18 protein-coding genes are annotated in these 24,121 nt (G+C 29.9%); 11 read left to right on the top strand and 7 right to left on the bottom strand.

Annotated features, from left to right (window positions below; translation table 11 throughout):
* Positions 1 to 4: 4 nt before the first annotated feature.
* Genes WAO74_RS05370 through WAO74_RS05355 form a run of 4 tightly spaced genes read left to right on the top strand, consistent with a single transcriptional unit; the run spans position 5 to position 4,782 of the window.
* A complete protein-coding gene (locus tag WAO74_RS05370; protein ID WP_422160178.1) occupies positions 5 to 1,633 on the top strand; it encodes a peptidylprolyl isomerase in 1,629 nt (542 codons plus the stop codon).
* Entirely contained in the window at positions 1,633 to 2,481 is an 849-nt protein-coding gene (locus tag WAO74_RS05365) for a hypothetical protein (protein WP_422160176.1), read from the top strand. The genes WAO74_RS05370 and WAO74_RS05365 overlap by 1 nt, the downstream gene beginning before the upstream one ends.
* Entirely contained in the window at positions 2,447 to 3,829 is a 1,383-nt protein-coding gene (locus WAO74_RS05360) for a peptidylprolyl isomerase (RefSeq protein ID WP_422160174.1), read from the top strand. Before WAO74_RS05365 ends, WAO74_RS05360 begins: the two co-directional genes overlap by 35 nt.
* Positions 3,829 to 4,782, top strand: a complete 954-nt coding sequence (locus tag WAO74_RS05355) for an AAA family ATPase (protein ID WP_422160173.1) — start codon at positions 3,829 to 3,831, stop codon at positions 4,780 to 4,782. The genes WAO74_RS05360 and WAO74_RS05355 overlap by 1 nt, the downstream gene beginning before the upstream one ends.
* On the opposite strand, the gene WAO74_RS05350 is transcribed toward WAO74_RS05355, so the two are convergent.
* The 3 genes from WAO74_RS05350 to WAO74_RS05340 are packed head-to-tail and all read right to left on the bottom strand — an operon-like array spanning position 4,779 to position 6,866.
* On the bottom strand, positions 4,779 to 5,336 hold the full coding sequence (locus WAO74_RS05350) for an RsmD family RNA methyltransferase (RefSeq protein ID WP_422160172.1): 558 nt from the start codon (positions 5,334 to 5,336) through the stop codon (positions 4,779 to 4,781). The genes WAO74_RS05355 and WAO74_RS05350 overlap by 4 nt on opposite strands.
* Positions 5,333 to 6,163, bottom strand: coding sequence for a DUF3822 family protein (locus WAO74_RS05345; RefSeq protein WP_422160170.1), 831 nt, complete (start codon positions 6,161 to 6,163; stop codon positions 5,333 to 5,335). Before WAO74_RS05345 ends, WAO74_RS05350 begins: the two co-directional genes overlap by 4 nt.
* Complete coding sequence (locus WAO74_RS05340) at positions 6,135 to 6,866, bottom strand: hypothetical protein (protein WP_422160169.1); 732 nt, start codon at positions 6,864 to 6,866, stop codon at positions 6,135 to 6,137. The genes WAO74_RS05345 and WAO74_RS05340 overlap by 29 nt, the downstream gene beginning before the upstream one ends.
* A 102-nt stretch (positions 6,867 to 6,968) precedes the next feature.
* Between WAO74_RS05340 and WAO74_RS05335 the strand changes: the two genes are divergently transcribed.
* Positions 6,969 to 8,393 carry an ATP-dependent DNA helicase gene (locus tag WAO74_RS05335; protein ID WP_422160168.1) on the top strand — a complete coding sequence of 475 codons (1,425 nt, stop codon included), beginning with the start codon at positions 6,969 to 6,971 and terminating at the stop codon, positions 8,391 to 8,393.
* Here WAO74_RS05335 and WAO74_RS05330 read toward each other — a convergent pair.
* The gene (locus WAO74_RS05330; RefSeq protein ID WP_422160166.1) at positions 8,390 to 9,340 is read right to left on the bottom strand and encodes a lipid A deacylase LpxR family protein; all 951 of its coding nucleotides are present in this window, start codon (positions 9,338 to 9,340) and stop codon (positions 8,390 to 8,392) included. The genes WAO74_RS05335 and WAO74_RS05330 overlap by 4 nt on opposite strands.
* Before the next feature lie 91 nt (positions 9,341 to 9,431).
* Between WAO74_RS05330 and ppk2 (WAO74_RS05325) the strand changes: the two genes are divergently transcribed.
* The 4 genes from ppk2 (WAO74_RS05325) to WAO74_RS05310 are packed head-to-tail and all read left to right on the top strand — an operon-like array spanning position 9,432 to position 17,116.
* Positions 9,432 to 10,292, top strand: coding sequence for a polyphosphate kinase 2 (gene ppk2, locus WAO74_RS05325; protein ID WP_422160164.1), 861 nt, complete (start codon positions 9,432 to 9,434; stop codon positions 10,290 to 10,292).
* A gap of 5 nt (positions 10,293 to 10,297) precedes the next feature.
* Positions 10,298 to 11,083, top strand: a complete 786-nt coding sequence (gene ppk2 / locus WAO74_RS05320; protein ID WP_422160162.1) for a polyphosphate kinase 2 — start codon at positions 10,298 to 10,300, stop codon at positions 11,081 to 11,083.
* Positions 11,084 to 11,135: 52 nt separating this feature from the next.
* A complete protein-coding gene (locus WAO74_RS05315) occupies positions 11,136 to 16,187 on the top strand; it encodes a cadherin-like domain-containing protein (protein ID WP_422160160.1) in 5,052 nt (1,683 codons plus the stop codon).
* The gene (locus WAO74_RS05310; RefSeq protein ID WP_422160158.1) at positions 16,184 to 17,116 is read left to right on the top strand and encodes a type IX secretion system membrane protein PorP/SprF; all 933 of its coding nucleotides are present in this window, start codon (positions 16,184 to 16,186) and stop codon (positions 17,114 to 17,116) included. Before WAO74_RS05315 ends, WAO74_RS05310 begins: the two co-directional genes overlap by 4 nt.
* A 19-nt stretch (positions 17,117 to 17,135) precedes the next feature.
* On the opposite strand, the gene WAO74_RS05305 is transcribed toward WAO74_RS05310, so the two are convergent.
* Positions 17,136 to 17,768, bottom strand: a complete 633-nt coding sequence (locus WAO74_RS05305) for a hypothetical protein (protein ID WP_422160156.1) — start codon at positions 17,766 to 17,768, stop codon at positions 17,136 to 17,138.
* Positions 17,769 to 17,831: 63 nt separating this feature from the next.
* Between WAO74_RS05305 and WAO74_RS05300 the strand changes: the two genes are divergently transcribed.
* Both WAO74_RS05300 and WAO74_RS05295 read left to right on the top strand, forming a co-directional pair.
* Complete coding sequence (locus WAO74_RS05300) at positions 17,832 to 18,380, top strand: Smr/MutS family protein (RefSeq protein WP_422160155.1); 549 nt, start codon at positions 17,832 to 17,834, stop codon at positions 18,378 to 18,380.
* Positions 18,381 to 18,458: 78 nt separating this feature from the next.
* A complete protein-coding gene (locus tag WAO74_RS05295; protein ID WP_422160153.1) occupies positions 18,459 to 19,592 on the top strand; it encodes a cysteine desulfurase family protein in 1,134 nt (377 codons plus the stop codon).
* 26 nt (positions 19,593 to 19,618) lie between these two features.
* Here WAO74_RS05295 and WAO74_RS05290 read toward each other — a convergent pair whose 3' ends face one another.
* Both WAO74_RS05290 and WAO74_RS05285 read right to left on the bottom strand, forming a co-directional pair.
* A complete protein-coding gene (locus WAO74_RS05290) occupies positions 19,619 to 22,378 on the bottom strand; it encodes an alpha-amylase family glycosyl hydrolase (protein ID WP_422160151.1) in 2,760 nt (919 codons plus the stop codon).
* 59 nt (positions 22,379 to 22,437) lie between these two features.
* The gene (locus tag WAO74_RS05285) at positions 22,438 to 24,117 is read right to left on the bottom strand and encodes a SusE domain-containing protein (protein ID WP_422160149.1); all 1,680 of its coding nucleotides are present in this window, start codon (positions 24,115 to 24,117) and stop codon (positions 22,438 to 22,440) included.
* Positions 24,118 to 24,121: the final 4 nt, after the last annotated feature.

The following is a 24,121-nucleotide window of genomic DNA, read 5'->3' as shown; positions in this document are numbered from 1 at the left end:
ATTTATGAAAAAGTTAATATTAGTATTTGTTTTATGTACTTGTGGCGTTGTTTTTTCTCAGAAGAAAGACAGAGTGTTAGTAACCATTGATGGAGAAAAAACATCGATTTCTGATTTTAAAAGAATTTATGAAAAAAATCTAGATGCTATTGATAATGAAGAGGCTAAAGATGTGGAGAAAAATTTAGAGTTGTTTATTAATTATAAGCTAAAAGTAAATGAAGCTTATAAAATAGAATTAGATACTTTGCCATCTTATAGAAAAGAAATTGAGATGTATAGAAATCAGCTTTCTGCACCTTATTTGCAAGATTCATCTTTTATTAACCAATTGGTTAGAGATGCTTATTATAGAACGAAATATGAAATAAAAGCAAAACATATTTTAATTAGAACTCCAGAAGTTCCAAGTTCTAAAGACACTTTAGCTGCTTTTGAAAAAATAGAAGCTATAAGAAATAGAATTTTAAAAGGCGAAGATTTTGAGACTGTTGCAGCAGAAACTTCTGAAGATCCTTCTGCTAGAGATGCTAATGGTAGAGAAGGTAATAAAGGAAATTTGGGGTATTTTTCTGCATTTAAAATGGTATATCCTTTTGAAGACGCAGCATATAAAACAAAAGTTGGTATGGTTTCAAAACCATTTAAAACTCGTTTTGGCTATCATATTTTAAAAGTTGATTCTATTAGACCTTCTAAAGGTGAAGTAGAAGTAGCCCATATTTTAATTAATGATAAAGGTGAAAAAGGAGAAGCTTTAGTTAACGAAATTTACGAGAGACTCGAAAAAAACGAACAGTTTAAAACGTTGGCTAGAAAATATTCTAACGATTCTGGTTCAAGTTCTAAAGGTGGTAAACTAAGAAAGTTTGGAAGTGGAGTAATGGTAAAACCTTTCGAAGATGTTGCTTTTAGTCTCGAAAAAGAATTGGAATATTCTAAACCGTTTAAAACTCAATTTGGTTGGCATATTATTCAATTAATACAAAAACATCCTGTACCAACTTTTAAAGAATTAGAGCCAGAATTATTAAGCAGCATTCGTTCTAGTGAAAGAGCGCAACTTTCTGAAAACTCAGTGATTGAAAAATTAAAAAAACAATATAGTATTATTGAAAATAAACTTTCGAAAGAAATCATTGATAACGATGCTATTAGAGAAATACCAGAAGAAAAATTACAAGGCGTTCTTTTTAAAATTGAAGATAAAAGTATTTTACAAAATCAGTTTGTAAACTATATAAAAAATAAGAGTAATAAACCTGTTTTTGAGTTGTATAAGGAATTTATGAATGCCGAAATTCTATTTTATTACAAAGAAAACTTAGAAAAAACAGCGCCAGAATTTGCTAAAACTTTGCAAGAATATAGAGATGGATTATTGCTTTTTGAATTGATGCAGCAAAAAATTTGGGAGAAATCTTCTAATGATTCTATAGGTTTAAAAAACTATTTTGATAAAAATATAAGCACCTATAAAAGTAAAGAACTCAATACTATAAAAGGAGAGGTAATGAACGATTATCAGAATTATTTAGAAAAAAATTGGGTGGCAGATTTAAGAAGAAAAAGTACGATTGTGGTCAATAAAACAGAACTTAAAAAGTTAATTAAATTTTACGAGAAAAAATAATGAAACAAATCGTTTTTATAGTATTCATAATTACATTATTAGTTTCTTGCGATTATTTTAACGTGCAAGAAAAGGAAGTTAATACTTCAGAAATTTTAGCAATTGTAAATACTGAAAAACTTTTTAAAGAAGATGTAAAAAACATTTTACCCGAAAATATTAGTAGTGAAGATAGTATAGTAATGGTTAAAAGTTTTATTAACGATTGGGCAGTAAAACAATTGTTTTTAAAAAACGCAGAAAGTAATAGTTCTTTAGAAGATGTCAACGAAATTCAAACTTTAGTGAAAGATTACAGAGAAAGCCTTTTAATTAATACTTACAAAGAAATGCTTATAAAACAGCAATTAGATACTTTGATTTATGAGGAAGAAATAGATACATTTTATGTAAAAAACAGAGATAATTTTAGGTTGAATGAAGAGCTCGTTAAAATTAAATTTTTACATTTCGATAATAATATTATCAACAAAAAACAACTCACAAAACTCTTTACATCAGATAAAATTGAAGATACAGAAGAATTAGAAAGACAGCAATTGAGCTTTAAATATTACCAATTAAACGATTCTGTTTGGAGCCAATTAGATAACATTATGTTAAAACTTCCGTTTTCTAAAGAAATTCTGTTAAATAAAACAAAATTCATTCAAAAACAAGATTCATTAGGTTTATATTTGGTCGCTATTAAAGACGTTTTACAAAGAAATGATATTGCTCCATTGAGCTATGTAAAACCAACCATTAAGCAAATGATTTTGCACAAGCGCAAGATCGAATTAATTAGAGATATAGAAAAAACATTAGTAAAAGATGCAACAAAAAACAACAACTTTAAAGTATATTAAAAACACCTTATTTTTAACTATTTTATGTCTAATTAGTTTTACTTCTTATGCGCAAAAAATTAAAATTGATGGTGTTGCAGTTGTCATAGGTAAAAATATAGTATTAGATTCTGATATTGATAAGTTTAAGCAAGAGGTAGAAATTAGATCCGAAGGTAAAGTTACCATATCCGACTGCGAAATGTTAGAAGAATTAATGCAACAAAAATTATTATCACATCATGCAGTTGTAGATAGCGTTAGTGTTTCAGATTCAGAAATTTCTGGAAGAGTAGACAGAAGTGTTGCTTACTTTACAGAACAATATGGTAGTGTAGACAAAGTTATACAAGCTTATGGCTTTAATGATTTAGACGATTTAAAAAAAGAACTGTACACAGTTCAAAAAGAAAATGTTCTGATAGAAAAAGAACAACAGAAAATTACAGAAAAAATAGATGTAACTCCAGAAGAAGTTCGTTTATATTTTAATGGATTAAAAGGAAAAGGAGAATTACCCGAGTTTCCTGCAGAAATAGAATTGGCACAAATTGTTTTAAGTGCAGCACCAACTCAAGAAGAAAACGATAGAATAGTTGCGAAATTAAACGAAATTAAAAAAGAAATAGAAGATGGCGCAAGTTTTAAAATGAAAGCTATTATTAATTCTGATGATCCAGGTGTTACAACCAATGGTGGAGAATATGAAGTAACTAAAGATTCGCCATTTATAAAAGAATTTAAAGAAATGGCTTTTAGCTTAGATGTGAATCAAGTTTCTAAGCCTTTTAAATCAGATTTTGGTTATCATTTAATGCAATTGCATCAAATTAAGGGAAATACAAGAATTGCATCACACATATTAATGCAACCAGATGTTCCAGAAACAAGACTTTTAGACACCAAAGCAAGAGCAGAACAAATTGCTTTAGACATAAAAGAAGGTAGAATAACTTTTGAAGAAGCTGTAAAAAAGTATTCTACAGACGAAGAAACCAAGAACAATGGTGGTTTAATTGTAAATCCTTACACAGGCGAGTCTAAATTTGATTTAACAAGAATGGATCCTGCTTTGTATGCAAGAGTTGCAGAATTGAACAAAGGTGAACTTACAGACATTTTTTACGACCAAAATAGAAGTGGAGAGAAGATGTACAAATTTATTATTATGAGAGATAGAACAAATACTCATACAGCAGATTTGGTAGAAGATTACGTAAAAATTCAGGAGTTGGCTTTGGCAAAAAAGAAAGAAGAAACTGTTGCTAAATGGGCCAAAGAAAAAATTAAAGACACTTATATTAAATTATCGGAAACGCATAGAAAATGTACTTTTGATAGAAACTGGAAAAAAGAAACAAGTAAATAATGTCTGATGTAAAAGCCGTTAATGAATTGGTTGAAAAATACAATTTATTAAAATCTGAAATAGGAAAAGTAATAATTGGACAAAAAGAAGCAGTAAACTACACACTGTTATCTATTTTATGTGGAGGTCATTCTTTGTTAATAGGTGTGCCAGGTTTAGCCAAAACATTGCTGGTAAATACAGTTTCTAGTGCATTAGGTTTGCATTTTAATAGAATTCAGTTTACGCCAGATTTAATGCCTTCAGATATTTTAGGAAGCGAAATTTTAGACGAAAACAGAAAGTTTAAATTTATAAAAGGTCCTATTTTTTCAAACATCATTTTAGCTGATGAAATAAATAGAACTCCACCAAAAACGCAAGCAGCTTTGTTAGAAGCTATGCAAGAGCGCTCTGTTACTATTTCTGGCAATCATTATAAATTGGATTTGCCATTTTTTGTTTTGGCAACTCAAAACCCAATAGAGCAAGAAGGAACGTATCCTTTACCAGAAGCTCAATTAGATAGATTTATGTTTTCTATTTATTTGGAATATCCAAGTTTTAAAGAAGAAGTAGAAGTTGTAAAAAGTACGACAGGCAATGTATTACAAACAGTAAGCTCAATTTTTTCTGCGGATGAAATCATAGAAACTCAAAAGTTGATTCGTAAAATTCCAGTGGCAGATAATGTTATAGAATATGCAGTAAGATTAGTTGGTAAAACAAGACCAAAATCTGCAGAAGCAACAGAAATGGTGAAAAGTTATTTAGATTGGGGAGCAGGTCCAAGAGCATCTCAAAATTTAATTTTAGCAGCCAAAGCACATGCTGCTGTTCATGGAAAATATTCTCCAGATATAGAAGATGTTAGAGCAGTTGCCATTCCTATTTTATCTCATAGAATTGTAAAAAATTACAAAGCAGAAGCAGAAGGAATAACCATTAAAGATATTATAGAGTCTTTACTTTAATCTTTTTCTTCTTCAGAAATTTCTTCAAAAAAGCTAAACACATTTCCTCCATATCGCTTGTCATAACTATGGTTTTTATGTTTAGAAATATCTGTATGTTTCGAATGTTCTATAATTAAAACTCCATCTTTCTTTAATAAATTTTTATCGAAAACCATTTCTACAATTTCTAAAAACTTATCTGTTTCAAAATCGTAAGGTGGATCCGCAAAAATAATGTCTGCTTGTATAGAAGTTTTTTCTAAAAACTTGTAAACATCGCTTTTATAGGTGTTAATGTCTAATTCTAATTCTTTAGAAGTGTTGAAAATATAGCGAATGCAATTATGGTTTGCATCAATTGCATACACGCTTTTTGTGCCTCTAGAAGCAAATTCGTAACTAATGTTTCCTGTGCCAGAAAATAGATCGATTACAGTAATATTATCAAAGTAATAGATGTTATTTAGAATGTTAAATAAAGCCTCTTTGGCCATATCTGTTGTAGGACGAACAGGTAAGTTCTTTGGCGCTCTTAATCGTCTTCCTTTTAATTTTCCAGAAACAATTCTCATAACCCTAATAGTATATAATTAGAGTGTTTAGGAATCTCTAAATCGTTAAAAATTTCGTTGTTACTCTCCAGAAAATGAACATTTCTTATATACTTATAAGTAATTTCATAGAATTTAGATTCTTTGGTAATATCACCCATAAAATAGACATTAAAATCTTCTGCACTTAACTCTAATTGTTCTGCAACAAATAAAATGTAATAAATAAAATCTTCTTTTGTTTGATAAGAAAATGAATTTGATAAAACTAATTTTTTGTTTTCTAAGACCAATATATCCATATACTTTTTGGATACGTTTACAAACATTGTTTTTTCTTGAGATATATTCTTAGTTAAAAGCTTTTCTAACAAAACTGTTAAATGATGTTTGTAAGTGAATTCGCCAAAATTTTGGAATAAATAGTTATTGATGTTTACATAAGGTATGTAAACATTTTTAGCATCGATATTTGTAAGGTCATCAAAAGTTAAAAAATCTGTATTTAGAGTTTTTATATTAAAATTTAAATAAGATTCTAAAACATCTTCGTTAAAGTATTTATTTGGTACAAAGGTGTTTAGGTAATTTGAATGAATAACTTCAACAGAAGAGAATTCTAATTGTAAATTAGCATCCGTCTTAAAAATAGTTTCTATTTTTTTTAGAAGTTCTTCTGGGGTTTTTAGACTTCTCTCAAAAATATATTCTTTAAAATAGACATCATTTTGTAAAGAAACGTCTGAAACACAAAAAGAAAATCCATCCAAACTAAATTGGATGGATAATTTTATATCTTTTATTTTATCTAAATTAATTCTAATCTTCTTTTTTTGCACCCTTATCATATTTAGGTGGCCAGTTACCTCCTGTAGTTACTTCTTCTAAAGAACCCACTGAAACATATTCTCCTTTAATTTGATCAGATTCTATTGCCTCTAATTCTTGTTTTACTAAAGATTCGTTCATACCAGCTAAAATACCTGTTTTAGGAGTTCTAGCTCTAAAAGTAGGTACAACCAAGCCTTGTACTTTTTCAACTTCGGCAATTTCTACTTCAAATTCAACACCATCAACACCAGGAACTTTAAACATATTTTTATAGTCTCTGTCTTTAAAATATTTTAAAACAGGTTCGTAACCAATTGTATCTGTTACTCTTTTTTCCTCATCAATAATAACACCACCACCTTTGTTTACTTGCTCTACTATTGTTTTAGTTTCGGTTAATGCTAATTGAGCACTGTCTATAAATTTAATTAAACCTGCTTTGTCTTTAGTATATTTGCCATAAACTTCGTAATATTTTACTTCTGCATCTCTAATAATTTTTAAACTTTCAACCACACTAGAGTATTTTATAACTTTTTGTTGATTAAATTTAATAGGCTCCATAATACCTGCATAAATTTTGTAACCTAAAAAAACAGTTACAATCAATAAAATTATTGAAGGAATCCATCTTAAATTAAGAGGCAAATATTTAACTATAATATAAGCTAAAAGAACTGCAACTGCTGCTGCTCCAAAAATCATTAGTATTAAACTCATTTTAATTTGTTTTTAATAGTATAGTCGCAAATCTACAATTTTTTTTTAATGATAAAAATTTTTATTTATAAAGAAATGTATCTTTGGTAATTAATATTTTGTATGATAAAAATATCAATAGATTTTTATAAGGAACTTTTAAAAAAGTTTCCACATTCTCCAACGCAAAAACAAAGTCAATTATTAAACCTTCTTAGCACTTTTGTTTTCAATGATAATAAAGATGATTTATTTTTACTCAAAGGATATGCAGGAACAGGTAAAACAACTACTATAAGTACTTTTGTAAACACGCTTTCATCTGCTGGAAAAAAATCTGTTTTATTAGCTCCAACAGGAAGAGCAGCAAAAGTGATTGCTGTATATTCGAAAAGACCTGCTTTTACAATTCATAAAAAAATATATTTTCCTAAAAAACAATCTAATGGTTCTGTAGATTTTGTTTTGCAGCCTAATAAATTTAAAAACACAATTTTTATTATTGATGAAGCCTCTATGATTCCAGATAGTAGACAAAATCAAAAATTATTCGATTCTAGTTCTTTGTTAGACGATTTAATTACCTACGTTTATTCTGGGCATGAGTGTAAGTTGATATTTATTGGCGACACTGCACAACTTCCGCCTGTTAAATTAAGTGTAAGTCCTGCTCTAGACGCAGAAATCTTACAATATGAGTATCACAAAAAAGTAACAGAAATAGAGTTAGATGAAGTGATGCGTCAGCATGAATCTTCGGGAATATTAGCAAATGCTACAGAATTAAGGTTACAATTGCAGAATGATGGAAAAAAATTTCAGTTCGATATTAATTTTCCAGATATTAAAAGATTGGTTGACGGTTATGATATCGAAGATGCCTTGGTAAGCGCTTATGATTCTGATGGAGTAGAGGATACTGCTTTTATTGTACGTTCTAACAAAAGAGCAAATGAATACAATCAACAAATTAGAATGCATATTAGAGGTCAGGAAAATGAAATTTCTCCAGGAGATTTTGTGATGATTGTTAAAAATAATTACTATTGGCTTCAAGAATCTTCTGTGGCTGGGTTTATTGCAAATGGAGATATTTGCGAAGTTTTAAAAATTTTTTCAATCAAAAAATTATATGGATTTCAATTTGCAGAAGTAGAATTAAAAATGATCGATTATCCAGAAATGCAACCTTTTGAAACGGTTTTACTTTTGGATACTTTAACAAGTGAAAGTCCTTCTCTAACATACGAAGAATCCAATAAATTATATGAAGCTGTGAAAGAAGATTATGCTCATGAAAAATCGAAATACAAACAATTTTTGGCAATTAAAAAGAACAAATATTTTAATGCTTTGCAAGTTAAGTTTTCTTATGCTATGACTTGTCATAAATCGCAAGGAGGCCAATGGAAAACCGTTTTTATAGAGCAACCTTATTTACCTGAAGGTGTTTCTAAAGAATATTATAGATGGCTATATACAGCAGTTACAAGAGCACAAGAAAAATTATATTTAATAGGTTTTAAAGACGATTTTTTTACTGATTAGTGCAGTAGATAACTAATACTAATAGTACCATATTTATTACCATACGTATATCTTAAACCTTCAGATTTACTAGTGTTATAATTAAAAACATAGCCAAAATTTACTCGGTTTGCAGTAAACTTAAAGCCTATTTCAACATCAAAAACTACTGGAACTAATTCTTTTGTAACTTCACTTGAGGTATTTAAGAAACTTCCTTGAATTGTAGCATCATACAAAGCATACCTTACCATTGGTTTTATGTAAAAATAAGTTTCTACCTCTCTACTATATTTGGTTGTATCATCATTTAAATTGGTGCCAAAACCAATAGAGTTTAAAATACTTGCTAAAGGTTTAAAGCCAAACCTTGCTAACAAACCAGAAGAAATATTCGTATAAACTGTGCCTACTCTAGCTGTATTTATCCAAGAAAGATCAAAGCCATTTGTGGCACTTTTTGTTAAAAAATCTACATATTCCAAATTTAAATTTATAGCAAAAGCATTCGCAATTTGATGTTCCCAACCAACAGCTTCATCAAAACCATAAATATTGTGAATAAAATATTGTAGTTCTTTTCCAAAAGCATTTTCACCAATTACACCTATTTGCAAAGTTGTATTAAAAATTTTATTGGTTTTGTAAACTCTGTTTATGCCAAAGCTTCCATATAAATAAGCAGCAAAAGGTCTATCGTGCAAACTAATATTTGGAACCACGGCCTTGTAAGGTGTAAACATTTCATGCCCAATTTGCCATTCAAGAATTCTCTTTTCATGCTTTTCAGATTTTATTTTAGACAAATATCTGTAACTTAAAAACATTCCATTGGTGTAATAGCGATCTCTTGAAAAAGAGACATACAAATCGTTGTCATTTGCAAAAGTAATTTCTTTAGAAAATTTTTCTTGAGATACCAATGAAAAGGAGGTAAACAGCAGTAAAAGAAAAGCCTTAAATTTCATAGTATACAAATATAATCAACTTATTTAAAATGATGTTTTTTTAATAGTTTTTCGGAAAAAAGTTTTTATTTTAGAGGTTTAAAATATTTCGATGAATTTAAATAAAATGCTAACCCAAGAAGATTTTAATGAGCTAAAAAGTAACGAACATTTACTTTCTGTTATTAAAGAAAAGGGTGTTTTGTACAATAAAGTAAAAAATACACTTTCTTACAATAGCGAATTAAGATTGTTACAAATTGAGTTGGTAAAATTGCAAAACTACGTTGCAAAAGAAAAAAAAAGAGTAGCCATTGTTTTTGAAGGTAGAGATGCAGCAGGAAAAGGAGGTAACATTCGAAGATTTATGGAGCATTTAAATCCAAGATCGAGTAGACTTGTTGCTTTAAATAAACCTACAGATGTAGAAAAAGGACAGTGGTATTTTCAAAGATATATTAAAGAATTGCCTAACCCTGGAGAGATTGTTTTTTTTGATAGAAGCTGGTATAATAGGGCTGTTGTAGAGCCTGTTATGGGCTTTTGTACAGAGCCACAATACAATGAGTTTTTAGTACAAGTGCCAGAATTTGAGCATATGATGTACGAAGATGGTTTAATATTGATAAAATTTTGGCTGTCTATTACCAAAGAAGAACAATTAGAGCGATTTGAAGAGCGAAAAGAAAATCCTCTTAAAAGATGGAAATTTAGCCCTGTAGACAAACAAGGACAAATTCTCTGGGACAAGTATACACACTATAAATCTGAGATGTTTTCTAAAACACACACCACTTATAGCCCTTGGATGATTATAAAAACGAATGATAAAAAAGTGGCGAGATTAGAAGCAATAAGACACGTATTGTCAAAATTTTCTTATGAAGGAAAATCGGATGAGGAAACAACTTTAAATCCAGATCCAAATGTTGTAATGCGTTATTATCGTTCAAATATTAATCAAATAGATTAGAAAGAATGACTAGAAAATTATCTGATGCAGACATCAATAAACTAAATACAAAAAAAGGTTTGGTAGCACTTTTATCAAAAGAACCTTTAAGTATTGGTAAAGCTTTACGTTACATAAATTATGTAAAAAAGCTTAAAAAATTACAAGTGGAGTTAATTAGAATGCAAACTTGGGCGATAAACAATAATGAAAGGATAATTATCGTTTTTCAAGGTAGAGATGCAGCAGGTAAAGGTGGCGCCATTAGAAGACTTACAGAACGAATTAACCCACGTCATATGAGAATTGTGGCTTTGCCAAAACCATCTGATGATGAGCAAACTCAGTGGTATTTTCAAAGATATGTAGAGCAATTTCCAAAGGCAGGAGAAATGGTTTTTTTTGATAGAAGTTGGTATAATAGGGCAGTTGTAGAGCCTGTAAATGACTTTTGTACTCAAGAAGAATATAAAATATTTATGAACCAAGTAAATGATTTTGAAAGAATGATTTTAGAATCTGGTATTCATTTGGTTAAAATTTATATGTCTATATCTAAAAAAGAACAAGCCAAACGTTTTGCAGATATAAAGAGTGATCCTCTAAAACAATGGAAAATGACAAAGATTGACGAAAAAGCGCAGATTCTTTGGGATCAATACACAGAATATAAAAATGCAATGTTCGATAAAACGAACACTCCAATTTCACCTTGGAAAATTATTCGTGCGAACAGAAAAACAGATGCAAGAGTAAATGTGATAAATCATATATTAAAAAGTATACCTTATAATAAGAATTTAGAAATTTAAATTTTCAGTCATTAAGAAAAAATATAAAAGGTTTTTTAAATGACAAATAATTATGATAAAAAACTATTTTAGAATATCAATACTTTTCTCGTTTTTATTTAATTTTTTGGTTGCACAAGTTCCTCCAACTGCGAATAACGATAACGATACTACATTTATAAATACAACGCTCACCAAGGTTTCACCTGGACTTCTTGAAAACGACACAGATGCAGATAATGATGTGCTTACAGTTACAGATTTTTTAATAGGTGGGTTAACTTTTAATGCAGGGCAAACTGCTAGTTTTGCGGAAGGAAGTATTACAATTTCTGCAGATGGAAGCTATACTTTTAATCCAGCTTTAAATTTTGAAGGAGATGTTCCTTTAATAAATTACACAATCACAGATGGCACTTTTACAAGTTCTGCAGATTTAAATTTATCTGTTGTTGTAAACCCGAGACAACCCATTGCAAATAATGATAATAATACTACATTTCGAAATGTTACTTTAAACGAAGCTTCTCCTGGTGTTTTAGCAAACGATACAGATCCAGATAATGATGTTCTTACAGTTACAGATTTTTTAATAGGTGGGTTAACTTTTAATGCAGGGCAAACTGCTGCTTTTGCAGAAGGAAGTATTACAATTTCTGCAAATGGAAGCTATACTTTTAATCCAGCTTTAAATTTTGAAGGAGTTGTCCCTTCTATTAATTACACAGTCACAGATGGTGCTTTTACAAGTTCTGCCAGTTTAAATATTGCTGTTTTTTTATCTCCTAATCCTCCAATTGCAAATGACAATACTAATAATACATTTCAGAATACTCCATTAAATGTTGTTTCACCAGGTGTTTTAGATAATGACACAGATCCAGATAATGATGTTCTTACAGTTGCAGAATTTTTAATAAATGGGGCAACTTTTAACGCAGGTCAGACAGCCAGTTTTGCTGAAGGAAGTATCACAATTTTTCTTGATGGCAGTTACAATTTTACACCAATTCCCAATTATACAGGAAATGTTACTTTAATTAATTATACAATAACAGATGGCTCTTTTACGAGTTCTGCAAATTTAAATTTATCAGTAATTTATCCGCCTACACCTCCTGTTGCTAATGATGATTATGATACTGCCGATGAAAATTCAACTTTAAATGTAAGTGCAGCTGGCGTCTTAGAAAATGACACAGACTTAAATGAAGATGTTTTATCGATTACTGAATTTTTAATAAATGGAATTACCTATAGCTTTGGACAAACTGCCAATTTAGCTGAAGGAGATTTTACATTGTTTCAAGATGGTAGTTATACGTTGGTTGCTGCACCAAACTATATAGGTGAAGTTCCTGTTATAAATTATACCATTACAGATGGCACTTTTATAAGTTCAGCTAATTTGTTTTTAACAATTGAACCTACAGAAAATTTAATAGAAATTTTAAGTTTAACGAGTTGTAACCAAGGTTTTACAAGCAGCAATTTTTATAAAATTAGATATGGTGTTGTTTTAAGAAATAGAAGTAATGCCAAAGATTTTCATCCTTCAAGTCTCATTAAAAATATTGATTTAGTCAACGATTTACAAGCTACATTTGGATCTGGTTGTATAGTTACTGTAGATCAAATAAGTATTCAAAATGATAATTTTACAAATGATTTCTCTGGGCAACCTTATCCAAAAGAATTCAACAATAATGCTATTAATCTTAATTTTGTAAATGGTACTTCCACTAGTTTTTTTAGTGAGGAAGCTATTAATAATTTTACCCTATACCCAAGACAATCAATTTTTATAAGTTATTGTGTAACAGTAAGAGCATTTTGTGATGGTAGACCAAACCCTACTCCCTCAGGTTCAGACATCAATTTTACAAATACACTTAATGTATCAGATAGTAGTGGTGCATCAACAAACTCTATAACTCTTAGAGATTTTCACTCTACAGAAGCAGTTGTAAGTGCTGCTCTAAATGTGCCAGAATTTAATAATAACGTTCAAAACCCACCAGGTACAGCAAATTCAAACGGATCTTATGACTTTGTAAACACATTAATAATTACAAACGAAGGAGCTGCAGCAGCAAGTAATGTGAATTTTAATATGGGTTTAAGAGATTTTATTTCTAAAGGAATTACCTTTAATGATATTAGAATAACCCAAGTTGCTGGTCCAAATGTTACTATAAATACAGCATACAATGGTATAACTGAAACCAATTTACTAACCAACAACAATACATTACCTGGAGGGGAAACGATAAGATTAGAGATCTATTATTTAATTGCGCCCATTAGTAATAGTCGTTACAGTTATTTTTATCAAATGGATAAATCTCAAACCCAAGGACCAATTGATGATTTTGATGAAACACTCGAAATTAATAAGAATATCCGATCATTCGTTAAATGGTCTGATGGTTTAGGAGATCATGTTGATTCTTATTATTTTGCAGGAGCTCCAACTTCATCCGTTTCTGCAGATTCTCAATGCAGTTGCATCACTTTAGGTATGCGTTTTGTTTTTGACTCGTCTTCGAGAACAACAAAAATAATTTCCGATTCTAAACCAATTCCAAACGGAATTTTAGAGCACGAAGAAGTAACCTTCCAAATTACCATTACAAATACTAGCGAATCTGTTCAATTAGAAGATTTACAGCTAGCAGATAATTTATCAAATATTTGCACAGGAAAGCTTGTCTCAGTGGGCACACCTTTTATTCAAAGTTCTACAGCTACATCAAATCCTATTCTAAATCTAAGTTTTAATGGTACTTCAGACACCAATATTTTTAATGGAACCTCAGGCTTATTAATGGCTAACGAATCTATAACAGTTCAATTTTCGGCAGTTTTTAGTGAAAACTGTAGTGCAACGAATACTGCCCTTTTTACAGCAAAAGACCCTTTAAACAATACAGTAAGTTCTTCCAATTCTGTAACTATCAATGTCTTTACAGATACAGATAATGATGGAATATCGAATGTTTTGGACATTGATGATGATAATGATACTATTCCAGACGTGCTAGAATATAATGGGTTAAATCCTTTAGATGATGATGATGCAGATTTAATTCCAAATTACAGAGATACAGATTTTGGAGCAGATAGAAATGGAGATGGAATTGTAGATATTTTTGATTTTGATAATGATGGCGTTGCTAATCATTTAGATTTAGATAGTGATAATGATGGAATTTTAGACATCATAGAAGCTGGAAATAGTATTGCAGATACGAACAACAATGGAAGAACAAATAATACAGTTGGCGCAAACGGACTAGATAATACTCTAGAAAATAATGATACTACAAATGCCACAATTAATTATGTAGTTCCGAACACAGATTCAACTGGAAATCCAAATTATGTAGATATTGATGCAGATGGAGATGGAATTGTAGACAATATAGAAGCTCAATTAACATCGAATTATATCACTTTAAATGGAGTAGTTTCTGAAGATGGAATTGATTCTGCTTACCCAAATGGTCTAATTCCTATTGATTCTGAAAATGATGGAATCCCAGATTATATAGACACAAATTCTGATAATGATATTAGAGATGATAGCATAGAAGGTTGGGATACTAATACTGATGGAACTCCAGAAACAATAGCAATTAACATAGATATAGATAATGATGGTTTAGATGATGCTTTTGATACGAATACAAATCTGGTAAATCCTACAAATGGACAAACTCCATTAAGTTTTCCAAATGCAGATAATACAGATACACCAGAAAGAGATTGGAGAGAAATCATTGCAATTTTAATTCAAATAGACAATATTACAGAAACAGAAAGCAACGATTTTGTATTTACATTTACTTTGGTTACTAAAAATGATAATTCTGTATTTATAACAAGTGCTTCGCCAATCGATTTTAATTTATCAACCATAAATGGAACAGATACTACAGCTATATTTGATGTAGCAACTTCTCCTTTCGATTTTTCAGGCTTTACAAATACCACATTCACAATTCCTCCATTTACAAATTCAGCCCAATTTACAGTTTCTTCTTTAGAAGACACTATTTTTGAAATCACAGAACTTTTTACTTTAAATGCAACAGTTACATCAAACAATACCTTAAATACAGAGGTAAATGCAATAGGTACTATTTTAGATAATGATGCTGCACCATCAATAACAATGAACAATTCTAGAGAAGATGAAGGTGTAGATTTAATGCATACAATTGTTTTGAGCAATCCTTGTTCTACACCTATTATAATTGACGTAAATACCAGTGATGATTTGGCAATAAGTCCACAAGATTACACTTCATATTCAGAAACCTTAACTATTAATGGAACAATAGATCCAAACAATACAAATACACAAGTTTCATTTAGTATTACTTCGCTTTTAGACAATTTAAATGAGTTAGATGAAGAAACTTTAAACGTAACTGGAACAGTAACTACAACAAATATTGGGTTACAAGATTTGACAAAAACAGCTACAATTGTAGATGTAGATCCAAATCCATTAATAAGTATAGAAGATGTAACAGTAGAAGAAGGGAATACAATGTTGTTTACAATTAGGCTTTTAAACGCAAATTTAAATCCTATGCAAAACTACTTGCCAATTAATTTAGTTTTAGAAACCATAGACCAAACTACAACTGCAAATCAAGATTACGAATCTATTGCATTGTTAGCGAGTATTCCAGCTTTATCATCTGAAATAAACCAATCCATAAAAACCTTAGATGATAGCATAAATGAAGACACAGAAACCTTTCTATTTAGAGCAACTACAAACTTAGGCAATATATCTAATGCAGTTCAGCCATCAGCAATTGGTACTATTAAAGACAACGATTATCCTAATTTATTCTCTCCAAATTCTGATGGAAGAAGTGATGTTTTTAAAATTGGAGGAATAGAAGAATTTCCGAATTTTAAGTTGGTCATATTCAATCGCCAAGGAAATGAAGTTTACAATTACAGCAATAATGGTAGAACAAATCCTATTTGGTGGGATGGAACTTACAATGGTAATCCAGTTCCTGTTGGGGTTTATTATTATACCTTAGATTTTAATGATGGTGTTACAAAACCAAGAACAAATTTTATACAATTGATAAGATGATGTTTATAAAAAATAAAATTGTCTTAATAATAGTAATGCTGATTTTTATCAGTTTAAATACATATGCTCAACAAGTACCAAATTACACGCAATATTTGTATAATATGCAGGTAATTAACCCTGCTTATGTTGGTGTTAGAGCAGATTTAAGTTTGTCTGCTTTAGGTCGTAAACAATGGGTTGGAGTGCAAGGAGCCCCAGAAACAAGCACCTTTTCAGTGAATGGAAGATTAAATAGAGGTTTAGGAATTGGGGCAACTTTTGTAAATGATAACATAGGTTTAACAAGCACAAATAACATTAATATAGATGCTTCTTATACAATTATCACTTCTCAATACAGTAGATTATCATTTGGTTTAAAAGGCGGAATTACTTTTTTTAATAACAATTTAGCAAGCGGAATTACAGTAGATAACGAAGTATATGCATCTACAACTGGTAATTTCCCAAACGTAGGTTTTGGGGCTTTTTTTTACAATAGAAAATTTTATGTAGGTTTATCTTTGCCATATATTTTAGAAACACCACAATTTTATATCGAAGAAAATCAGAAAGGTGGAATAACTATTGATAAAAACCTAAATTATTTCTTAACTACTGGAGTATTATTTAAACTGTCAGAAGACATTATGTTTAAGCCTTCAACAATGATTAGATATACTTCAAACCAACCAATATCAATAGATATAAACTCTAATTTTTTATACAAAGAAGCTATAGAAGCTGGGTTGTCTTATCGTTATCAAAACTCGTTAAGTGCAATGTTCGCTGTTATTTTGAATAAAAAGTTTAGAATAGGTTATGCTTACGATCATACATTATCAACTCTTGGAGGTAATTTTAGTTCTCACGAAATTATACTTCAGGTAGACTTTAGTTTTAATAGAAATACAAGATGGCTAGAGCCAAACAAGTGTTATTTCTAATCGTTTCTACAAAAAAAAATTAAGAGAGTAATTTTTTTACGGATGTAAAAATAAAATAGACCTCTGCAGCAATCTGTTTGTTCGTTTCTAAATAAGCTTCATCTTGATTTGGAGTCCCATCAGCATGTTTTGGGTCTACAAAAGGCAAATGAAATCTGTAGCTTGCAGTGGGTATATATGGACAATTTTTATCAGCATTATTACAAGTTGTAATGGCTATAAATTTTTCTGGATTCATAGTGTCATCATACAACTTAGAAAAACCTAAAATATAGTTTCTACTACCATCAAAAGTAATTTGATATTTTGGGTTTTGATGCGAAAAATCTTCTAATTTGAATAAGAAACCTGCTTTCTGTAAAGTTTTAACCGTATTTCTATAAAAAGCAGTTACTTCTGTTCCTCCAGAAAATGATTGAATATTTAGATTGAAATAGGCTGCAGCATAAAAACTCCAAACTTGTCCTAATTGACTTCTTCGAGAATTGTGAGTACAGATAAAATTAAGATTTACAATTTCATTTTTAGCATATTCTTTTGCAATCGTTTCTGCAACTATTTGTAACTGTTTTTTTCTATCATCTGTAATTACAACCTTTTTATGGGCATTTTCAAAGAAGTTTTCAATAGATATAGTTGAAGTTTTCAGCATGTTCTTATTTTTGTACAAAATTAAGTCAAAAAAGAATTCAACTAAATTAATATAAGGTTAAGAATGCGTTTAGAAATTGGAAATAAAGTAGCTGTTTTAGATGATGTGTTAACAGGTAAAGTTGTAAATATTTCAAAAGATGAAGTTTCTGTCGAAACCGAAGATGGAATGATTTTTAATTTTTCTGAATCTGAATTGGTAAAAATTGGTATTGACCAGCATGAGTTAACCAAGTTTTCTGATATTAATAATCCGCTTTTAAAACAGAAGACAGAAAATAAAACAAAGAAAAAAAGCCATTTTACCAAAGACAAAAATGAGGTTATTATGGAAGTTGATTTGCATATTCATCATCTTACAAAATCAACTAGAGGCATGGATAATTACGACATGTTAAATTTACAATTAGATACTGCAAAAAATAAAGTTGAATATGCCATTAATAAAAGAATTTCGAAAATCGTATTTATACATGGAGTAGGAGAAGGGGTTTTAAAATCGGAATTATATAGTTTGTTAAACAAATATCCTGTAAAATATTACGATGCATCTTATAAAAAATATGGTTTGGGAGCTACAGAAGTGTATGTTTTTCAGAATAGTGTAGATTAGGGAAAGAAGAATCAAGATTGAAGAGTAGAGAATCAAAAGACAAGAAAATTTTTACCGATAAAAGCGTATTTTTACCAAATGAAAGCTGTTTACTTAGATAATGCTGCAACTACAAAAATTGATGCTGAGGTTTTAGAATTGATGCATATTTCTATGCAAGAAAATTTTGGAAATCCATCTTCTACGCATCAATTTGGTCGAAAAGCAAAATCTGCTGTGGAAACTGCCAGAAAAAATATAGCCAAACATTTTAATGTTTCTGCTAGTGAAATTGTTTTTACAGCTGGTGGCACAGAAGCCGATAATTTTATTTTACAAAATGCAGTTTTACATTTAGGCGTTCAGAGAATTATTACTTCAAGAATTGAACATCATGCAGTTTTACATTGTTGTGAGTTTCTAGAAAAAAAGCAGAATATAATTTTAGATTTTGTAAATGTTGATGAATTTGGTGCTGTAGATTTAAATCATTTAGAAGAATTATTATCCACTTCAAAAGCTAAAACATTAGTGAGTTTAATGTTTATCAATAATGAAATTGGTAACATTTTACCTGTTGATAAAATTTGTGTTTTATGTAAAAAACACAATGCTCTTTTTCATTCTGATACTGTGCAAGCAATTGGCCATTACAAAATAGATTTAAAAGAAACGCCTATAGATTTTATTGTAGCGAGTGCACATAAATTTCATGGGCCAAAAGGTGTTGGTTTTGCATACTTTAAAAAAGGATTTGGAATTTTACCTATGTTTTTTGGTGGAGATCAAGAAATGGGAGCAAGGTCTAGTACAGAAAATGTGCACAGTATTTTAGGTATGGAAAAAGCCTTAGAAATTGCTTATTCGAATTTAGAAAAAGACAAAAATCATCAACTAGAAATTAAAAATTATTTTATTGATGAGTTACAAAAAATATCAAAAGATATTCAATTTAATGGTTTTTCTTCTCAAATAGAAAAGAGTAGTTATACGATTTTAAATGTTCGTTTTCCAATAAAAAACGACATGCTTTTATTTAGTTTAGACATGCTTGGAATTGCTGTTTCTGGAGGTTCTGCCTGTCAAAGTGGAAGCAGTAAAGGGTCTCATGTTTTAGCAGAAATATTAAGTGATAAGCAAGCAAATAATACTTCTGTTCGTTTTTCGTTTTCGAAATTTACCACAAAAGAAGAAATCAATTTTACTTTACAAAAAATAAAAGAGCTGCTTTAGAAGCAGCTCTTTTAAATTTAATGAACTTAATCGATTATAAGCTTCTTGTAGCTTCTTCCTTTATCATTTTTAATTTCTAAGAGATAAAAACCTTTTTTTAAATTTTCTACATAAAAGTTTTTATTGGTTGAAAAGTTTCCAGAAAATTCTTTAATTTTTTTTCCATTAACAGAATATATAATAAGATTGGTACTCTCAATATTCAATTTAAAAGATGATTTCACAGGATTTGGATATATAAGAACATCAGCTTCTAAAAATAAATTTTCAGTTGAGAGTACAGCAGCATTATTTGCATATACCTTAAACTCGCCAGGTGCTAAAGAAATTAGGGTATTTGTATTTGTAACATTTATCATTTGATTGTTGTTTAAAACATCGTACCAAGCTCCAGTTTTTTGAAAAACAGGATTTATATTTTGAGTGGTTACACCAAAATTTCCAATTACATTAATATATTGTATTTCTGCAGATGAAGTATTTGTTAATTGAATTTTCTTTAATCCGTTTGTATTAGTGGCATCAATTGTAAAGTTCGAAGTTTTAAAAATGTCATATTTTTGCTTTAACTGAATTAAATTGTTGTATACATTATAAATATTTTTTCTTTCTTGTATGTTAAAATAATTCCATAAAATAGGTTTATTTCCAAGTCTACCATTTTGATTGATACTAATATCATAACCTAATTCTCCAAATTGCCAAATCATTTTTGGACCAGGTACAGTAAAGAAAAAGGCACTAGCAATTTCTTGACGTTTTAAAGCAGTATTTAAGTTTTTAATGTTGTAGCTGCCAGAAGAGTTTCCATTAGTGATGCATTCGTACATTAAACGCTCTTCATCATGGCTTTCCATATAACCTATATTTGCAGGTACAGACCAACCTCTATTTTTGTATGAAATCCAAGAAAAATTAGAATCATTATTCTTACCAGCTACAGCTTGTCTGTAGTTATAATTATGGTTGCCCCACATCATAATTCCCTTACCTTCATTTAAACGATAATTCACCCATTCAGACTCTTCAGTATTACCACCTAAATGTTCAAATATTATGTAAAAATTTGGATCTATTTCCCATTGATAATCAGCATATTCTTTTAAAATAGTTACTCTGTCTTGCTGAAAATTACCTGTACAGCCTTCATCATTTGCTGTACAATTTTGTGTAAAACCTTTTGTTAAATCCCATCTAAAACCATCTATTTTAAATTCCTGAATCCAATATTGTGTAGTTCTTTTTACATAATCATTTACATCTTGTTTACTATGATTAAAGTCATTATAAACATTATAAGCATGTTTTGGAGTTTGATTAAAGAATGGGCTATTTGCACTTGCTTGCCCACCATAATTCCCATCATCAGTATTGTACATTCTATAAAATGGATTTTGACCTGTTGCATGGTTATAAACAATATCTAAAATTACAGCTATACCTCTTCTATGACATTCATCTATTAATTGTTTAAATGCTTTTGGTGAGCCATAATATTTATCTAGAGCCATATGAAAAGAAGGATTATATCCCCAAGATAAATTTCCATCAAATTCATTAACAGGCATAAACTCTATGGCATTTACACCAAGTTCTTGCAAGTAATCTAAACGTGCTTTTACAGCATCAAAACTATGTAATTCATCAAAATCTCTAATTAATAACTCATAAATTACTAAATCTGTTTTTGCAGGCTTTTGAAAGTTTACTACTTGCCAGTTGTATTCTGTATCACCAGTTCTTAATAAGGAAACTGCATGATTTGTTTTATTTGTTGGATAAACAGGTAAATTAGGATAGGTTGTAGAATTGATATATTGATCTTCAACAGGATCTAATATTTGAGTAGAATAAGGATCTGCAACTCTTATTTTACCATCTATTAAATACTGAAAAGAGTAATTTGTTTGTGGTGTTAAACTTGTTAACTCTATCCAAAATCTATTTTTAGAACTATCTTTTTTAAGTAAATAATTATTGTTTATTTCCCAATTATTAAAATCGCCAATAACATGAATAAACTCTTTTCCTAACGCATATAAAACCAAAGTTACTTTTGTAGGATCGTTTTCATCAAAATTAATACCATCTAATAAATTACTTGGCAAGGAAGCCTCAGTTACAGTAGGTTTAACAATTATTTGAAATGTTGCACTTTTAGTTTCCCCATTATTTACAGCCTCTAATACAAAATTAGTATTTACAGTAACAGGAGTAGTAAAATTATATTTTGTAATATTCGTTTTTTGATCTACAGAAACTCCATTTGCTTTTAAATTAAAATTTGCAGGTAAACTAGCGGATGCTGATACAGCAACGTTTTCGCCAGAATTTATAATTGTAGTTGTTACAGATGGTGTAGTTAGGGTAAGTTGAAATTTACCCACTTCATAAACTTGATCTTGAGATTTTTTATCACCTGTTCCATTTTTTGCTTTTACTAACATTCCTATTTTACCAATTCCTGTTCTGGCATACAATGTTGTTGGTGTAAAACTAAAAGAATATGTTCCATTACCATTATTGGTTAACTTTTGAGCTTCATTCGAGTTTGTCCAACTTCCATTGGTTGGAGAGTCCATAATGTTTTCATCATTTACATCAAAAGACCATGCCCAAAGATAAATATCTGAAACACCCCAAGTTGTTGTATTTACACCTGAAACTGTAACTGTAATTTCTTCGTTTTCTTCAAATGTTGTTGGTGAAACCGTAAAATTTGCTGTCTGAACTTGAGTATAGGCAATGGTTGTTAATAGAAAAAAGAATAAAGTAATTTTTTTCATAGTTAGATGTAATAAAAAAAAAGAGCTATCATTTTAGATAGCTCTTAAATAATTTAAATTTAATTTTTTGTGTAAGTAGGTGAATTTGAATCCGAAAAATCCAGTACAAAAGAATATGTACCTGCAACTGTATTTAGGTTACCACCATTTAATTCTAAAACACCATCACCATTAGAATCTCCATAATTGGTTCCCCAATCGTTGTTAGCTCTAAATTTGTATTCACCATCAATTAAGGTAACGTTTTCTAAAATCCAAACATCGTTAAAAGGTTTAGACCAATCTCTTTTAAATTGTGCATCTGGAGTAGCTCCCCAATTATTATAAGCACCACCTACAAGACCCCATACATTAGTTACTGCCTCTAATTCGTAAGTTAAATCGTTCATATCAAAAGTTACGAAATAGGTTCCTGCTGTAATTGCGATGTTAGCTCCATTTAGTTCTAAAGTTCCATCAGCACCAGTATCACCCCAATTGGTTCCCCAATCGTTATTTAATCTGAACTTCCACTCACCATCAATAAAAGTAACAAGACCTCTAAATACATCTGAATACTGGTCGTATTCTAACATAAAATCTGGAGTAGCGCCCCAATTGTTATAAGCACCACCAACTATACCTATAGAAAAACTTTCTATTGTATAGTTCATATTATTTAAATCTAAAACAATTTTGTAAGATCCAGCAGTTACAGTCATATTATCTCCATTAGCAGTTAATGCACCACCAGTAGAGCTTGTACTACCCAGATTGTTAGCCCAATCGTTATTTTCTCTAAATTTAAATTCACCATCAATTAAGTTAACATAAGCTGCTAAAACACCATCAACATCCGTTTTAAAGAATGGTAAATCTGGAGTTGCACCCCAATTGTTAGCTGCAGAACCTACTACACCCCAAGTTGTAGATAAATCTAAAACAGTTAAGTATGTAGTTACGTTAATAGTAACGCTTGTAGCTACTCTTTCTAAAACAGTTCCTGTAGCAGTATCTGTTATAATTGCTCTTACTCTTAATTGTAATTTACCAGTAGTGTCTACAGCAATTCCTGCTTGAATTGCAGCTGTATTTAATTTAGCATTTGTTAAAGAAACACTATTCATGTTTTTCACTTTTGCCAATTCTATTGGTGTCGCAAAACTTGTACCATCTAAAGCTGCTTCTAGAATATATTCAATGTCTAAATTTAACGTTGAATTTAAAATAGGATCATTCCAACCAATCGTTAAGGCAGTAGCATCATTATTTGCTAATGTTAATACAAAAGAATCACCATCTGAAACACCAGTAATAGTAGGTGCATTTACAGGATATGTGGTTACTAATAATAAAACAGTATTTGTAGTTAAATTATTTGCTTTTACTCTCATATAAATTGCAACATCTCTAAAGTTTGTAACACCAGCATTATTAATTGCCTCGTTAAAAGCTGTCACTGTCATCGAGAAATTATTCTTTGTGGTATTCCCTAAAGAAACAGGTGTTGTAAAATCTGCATCTGTAGACATTTCTACAGTATAGTCTGCAGATGTATTTATCTCATCTTTCCAAGTAATGGTAAATGCAGGATTATTTGGAAGCGAAAAATTTAAAAACACACTACTTATACCTGGAGTGTCTAGCACAAAAGCTGCATCAGGACTTGTAATTGTTAAGCTTTCTTCTACGTCACAAGAGCCTAATAATAAGGTTAATGAAAGAAATATATAGCTTAACTTTTTTATAAAATTATTCATTTTT

Source organism: Polaribacter sp., assembly GCF_049276715.1.
Lineage (GTDB): Bacteria > Bacteroidota > Bacteroidia > Flavobacteriales > Flavobacteriaceae > Polaribacter.
The sequence above is the reverse complement of the archived record's forward strand: the minus strand, read 5'-3'. Positions and strand labels throughout refer to the sequence as shown.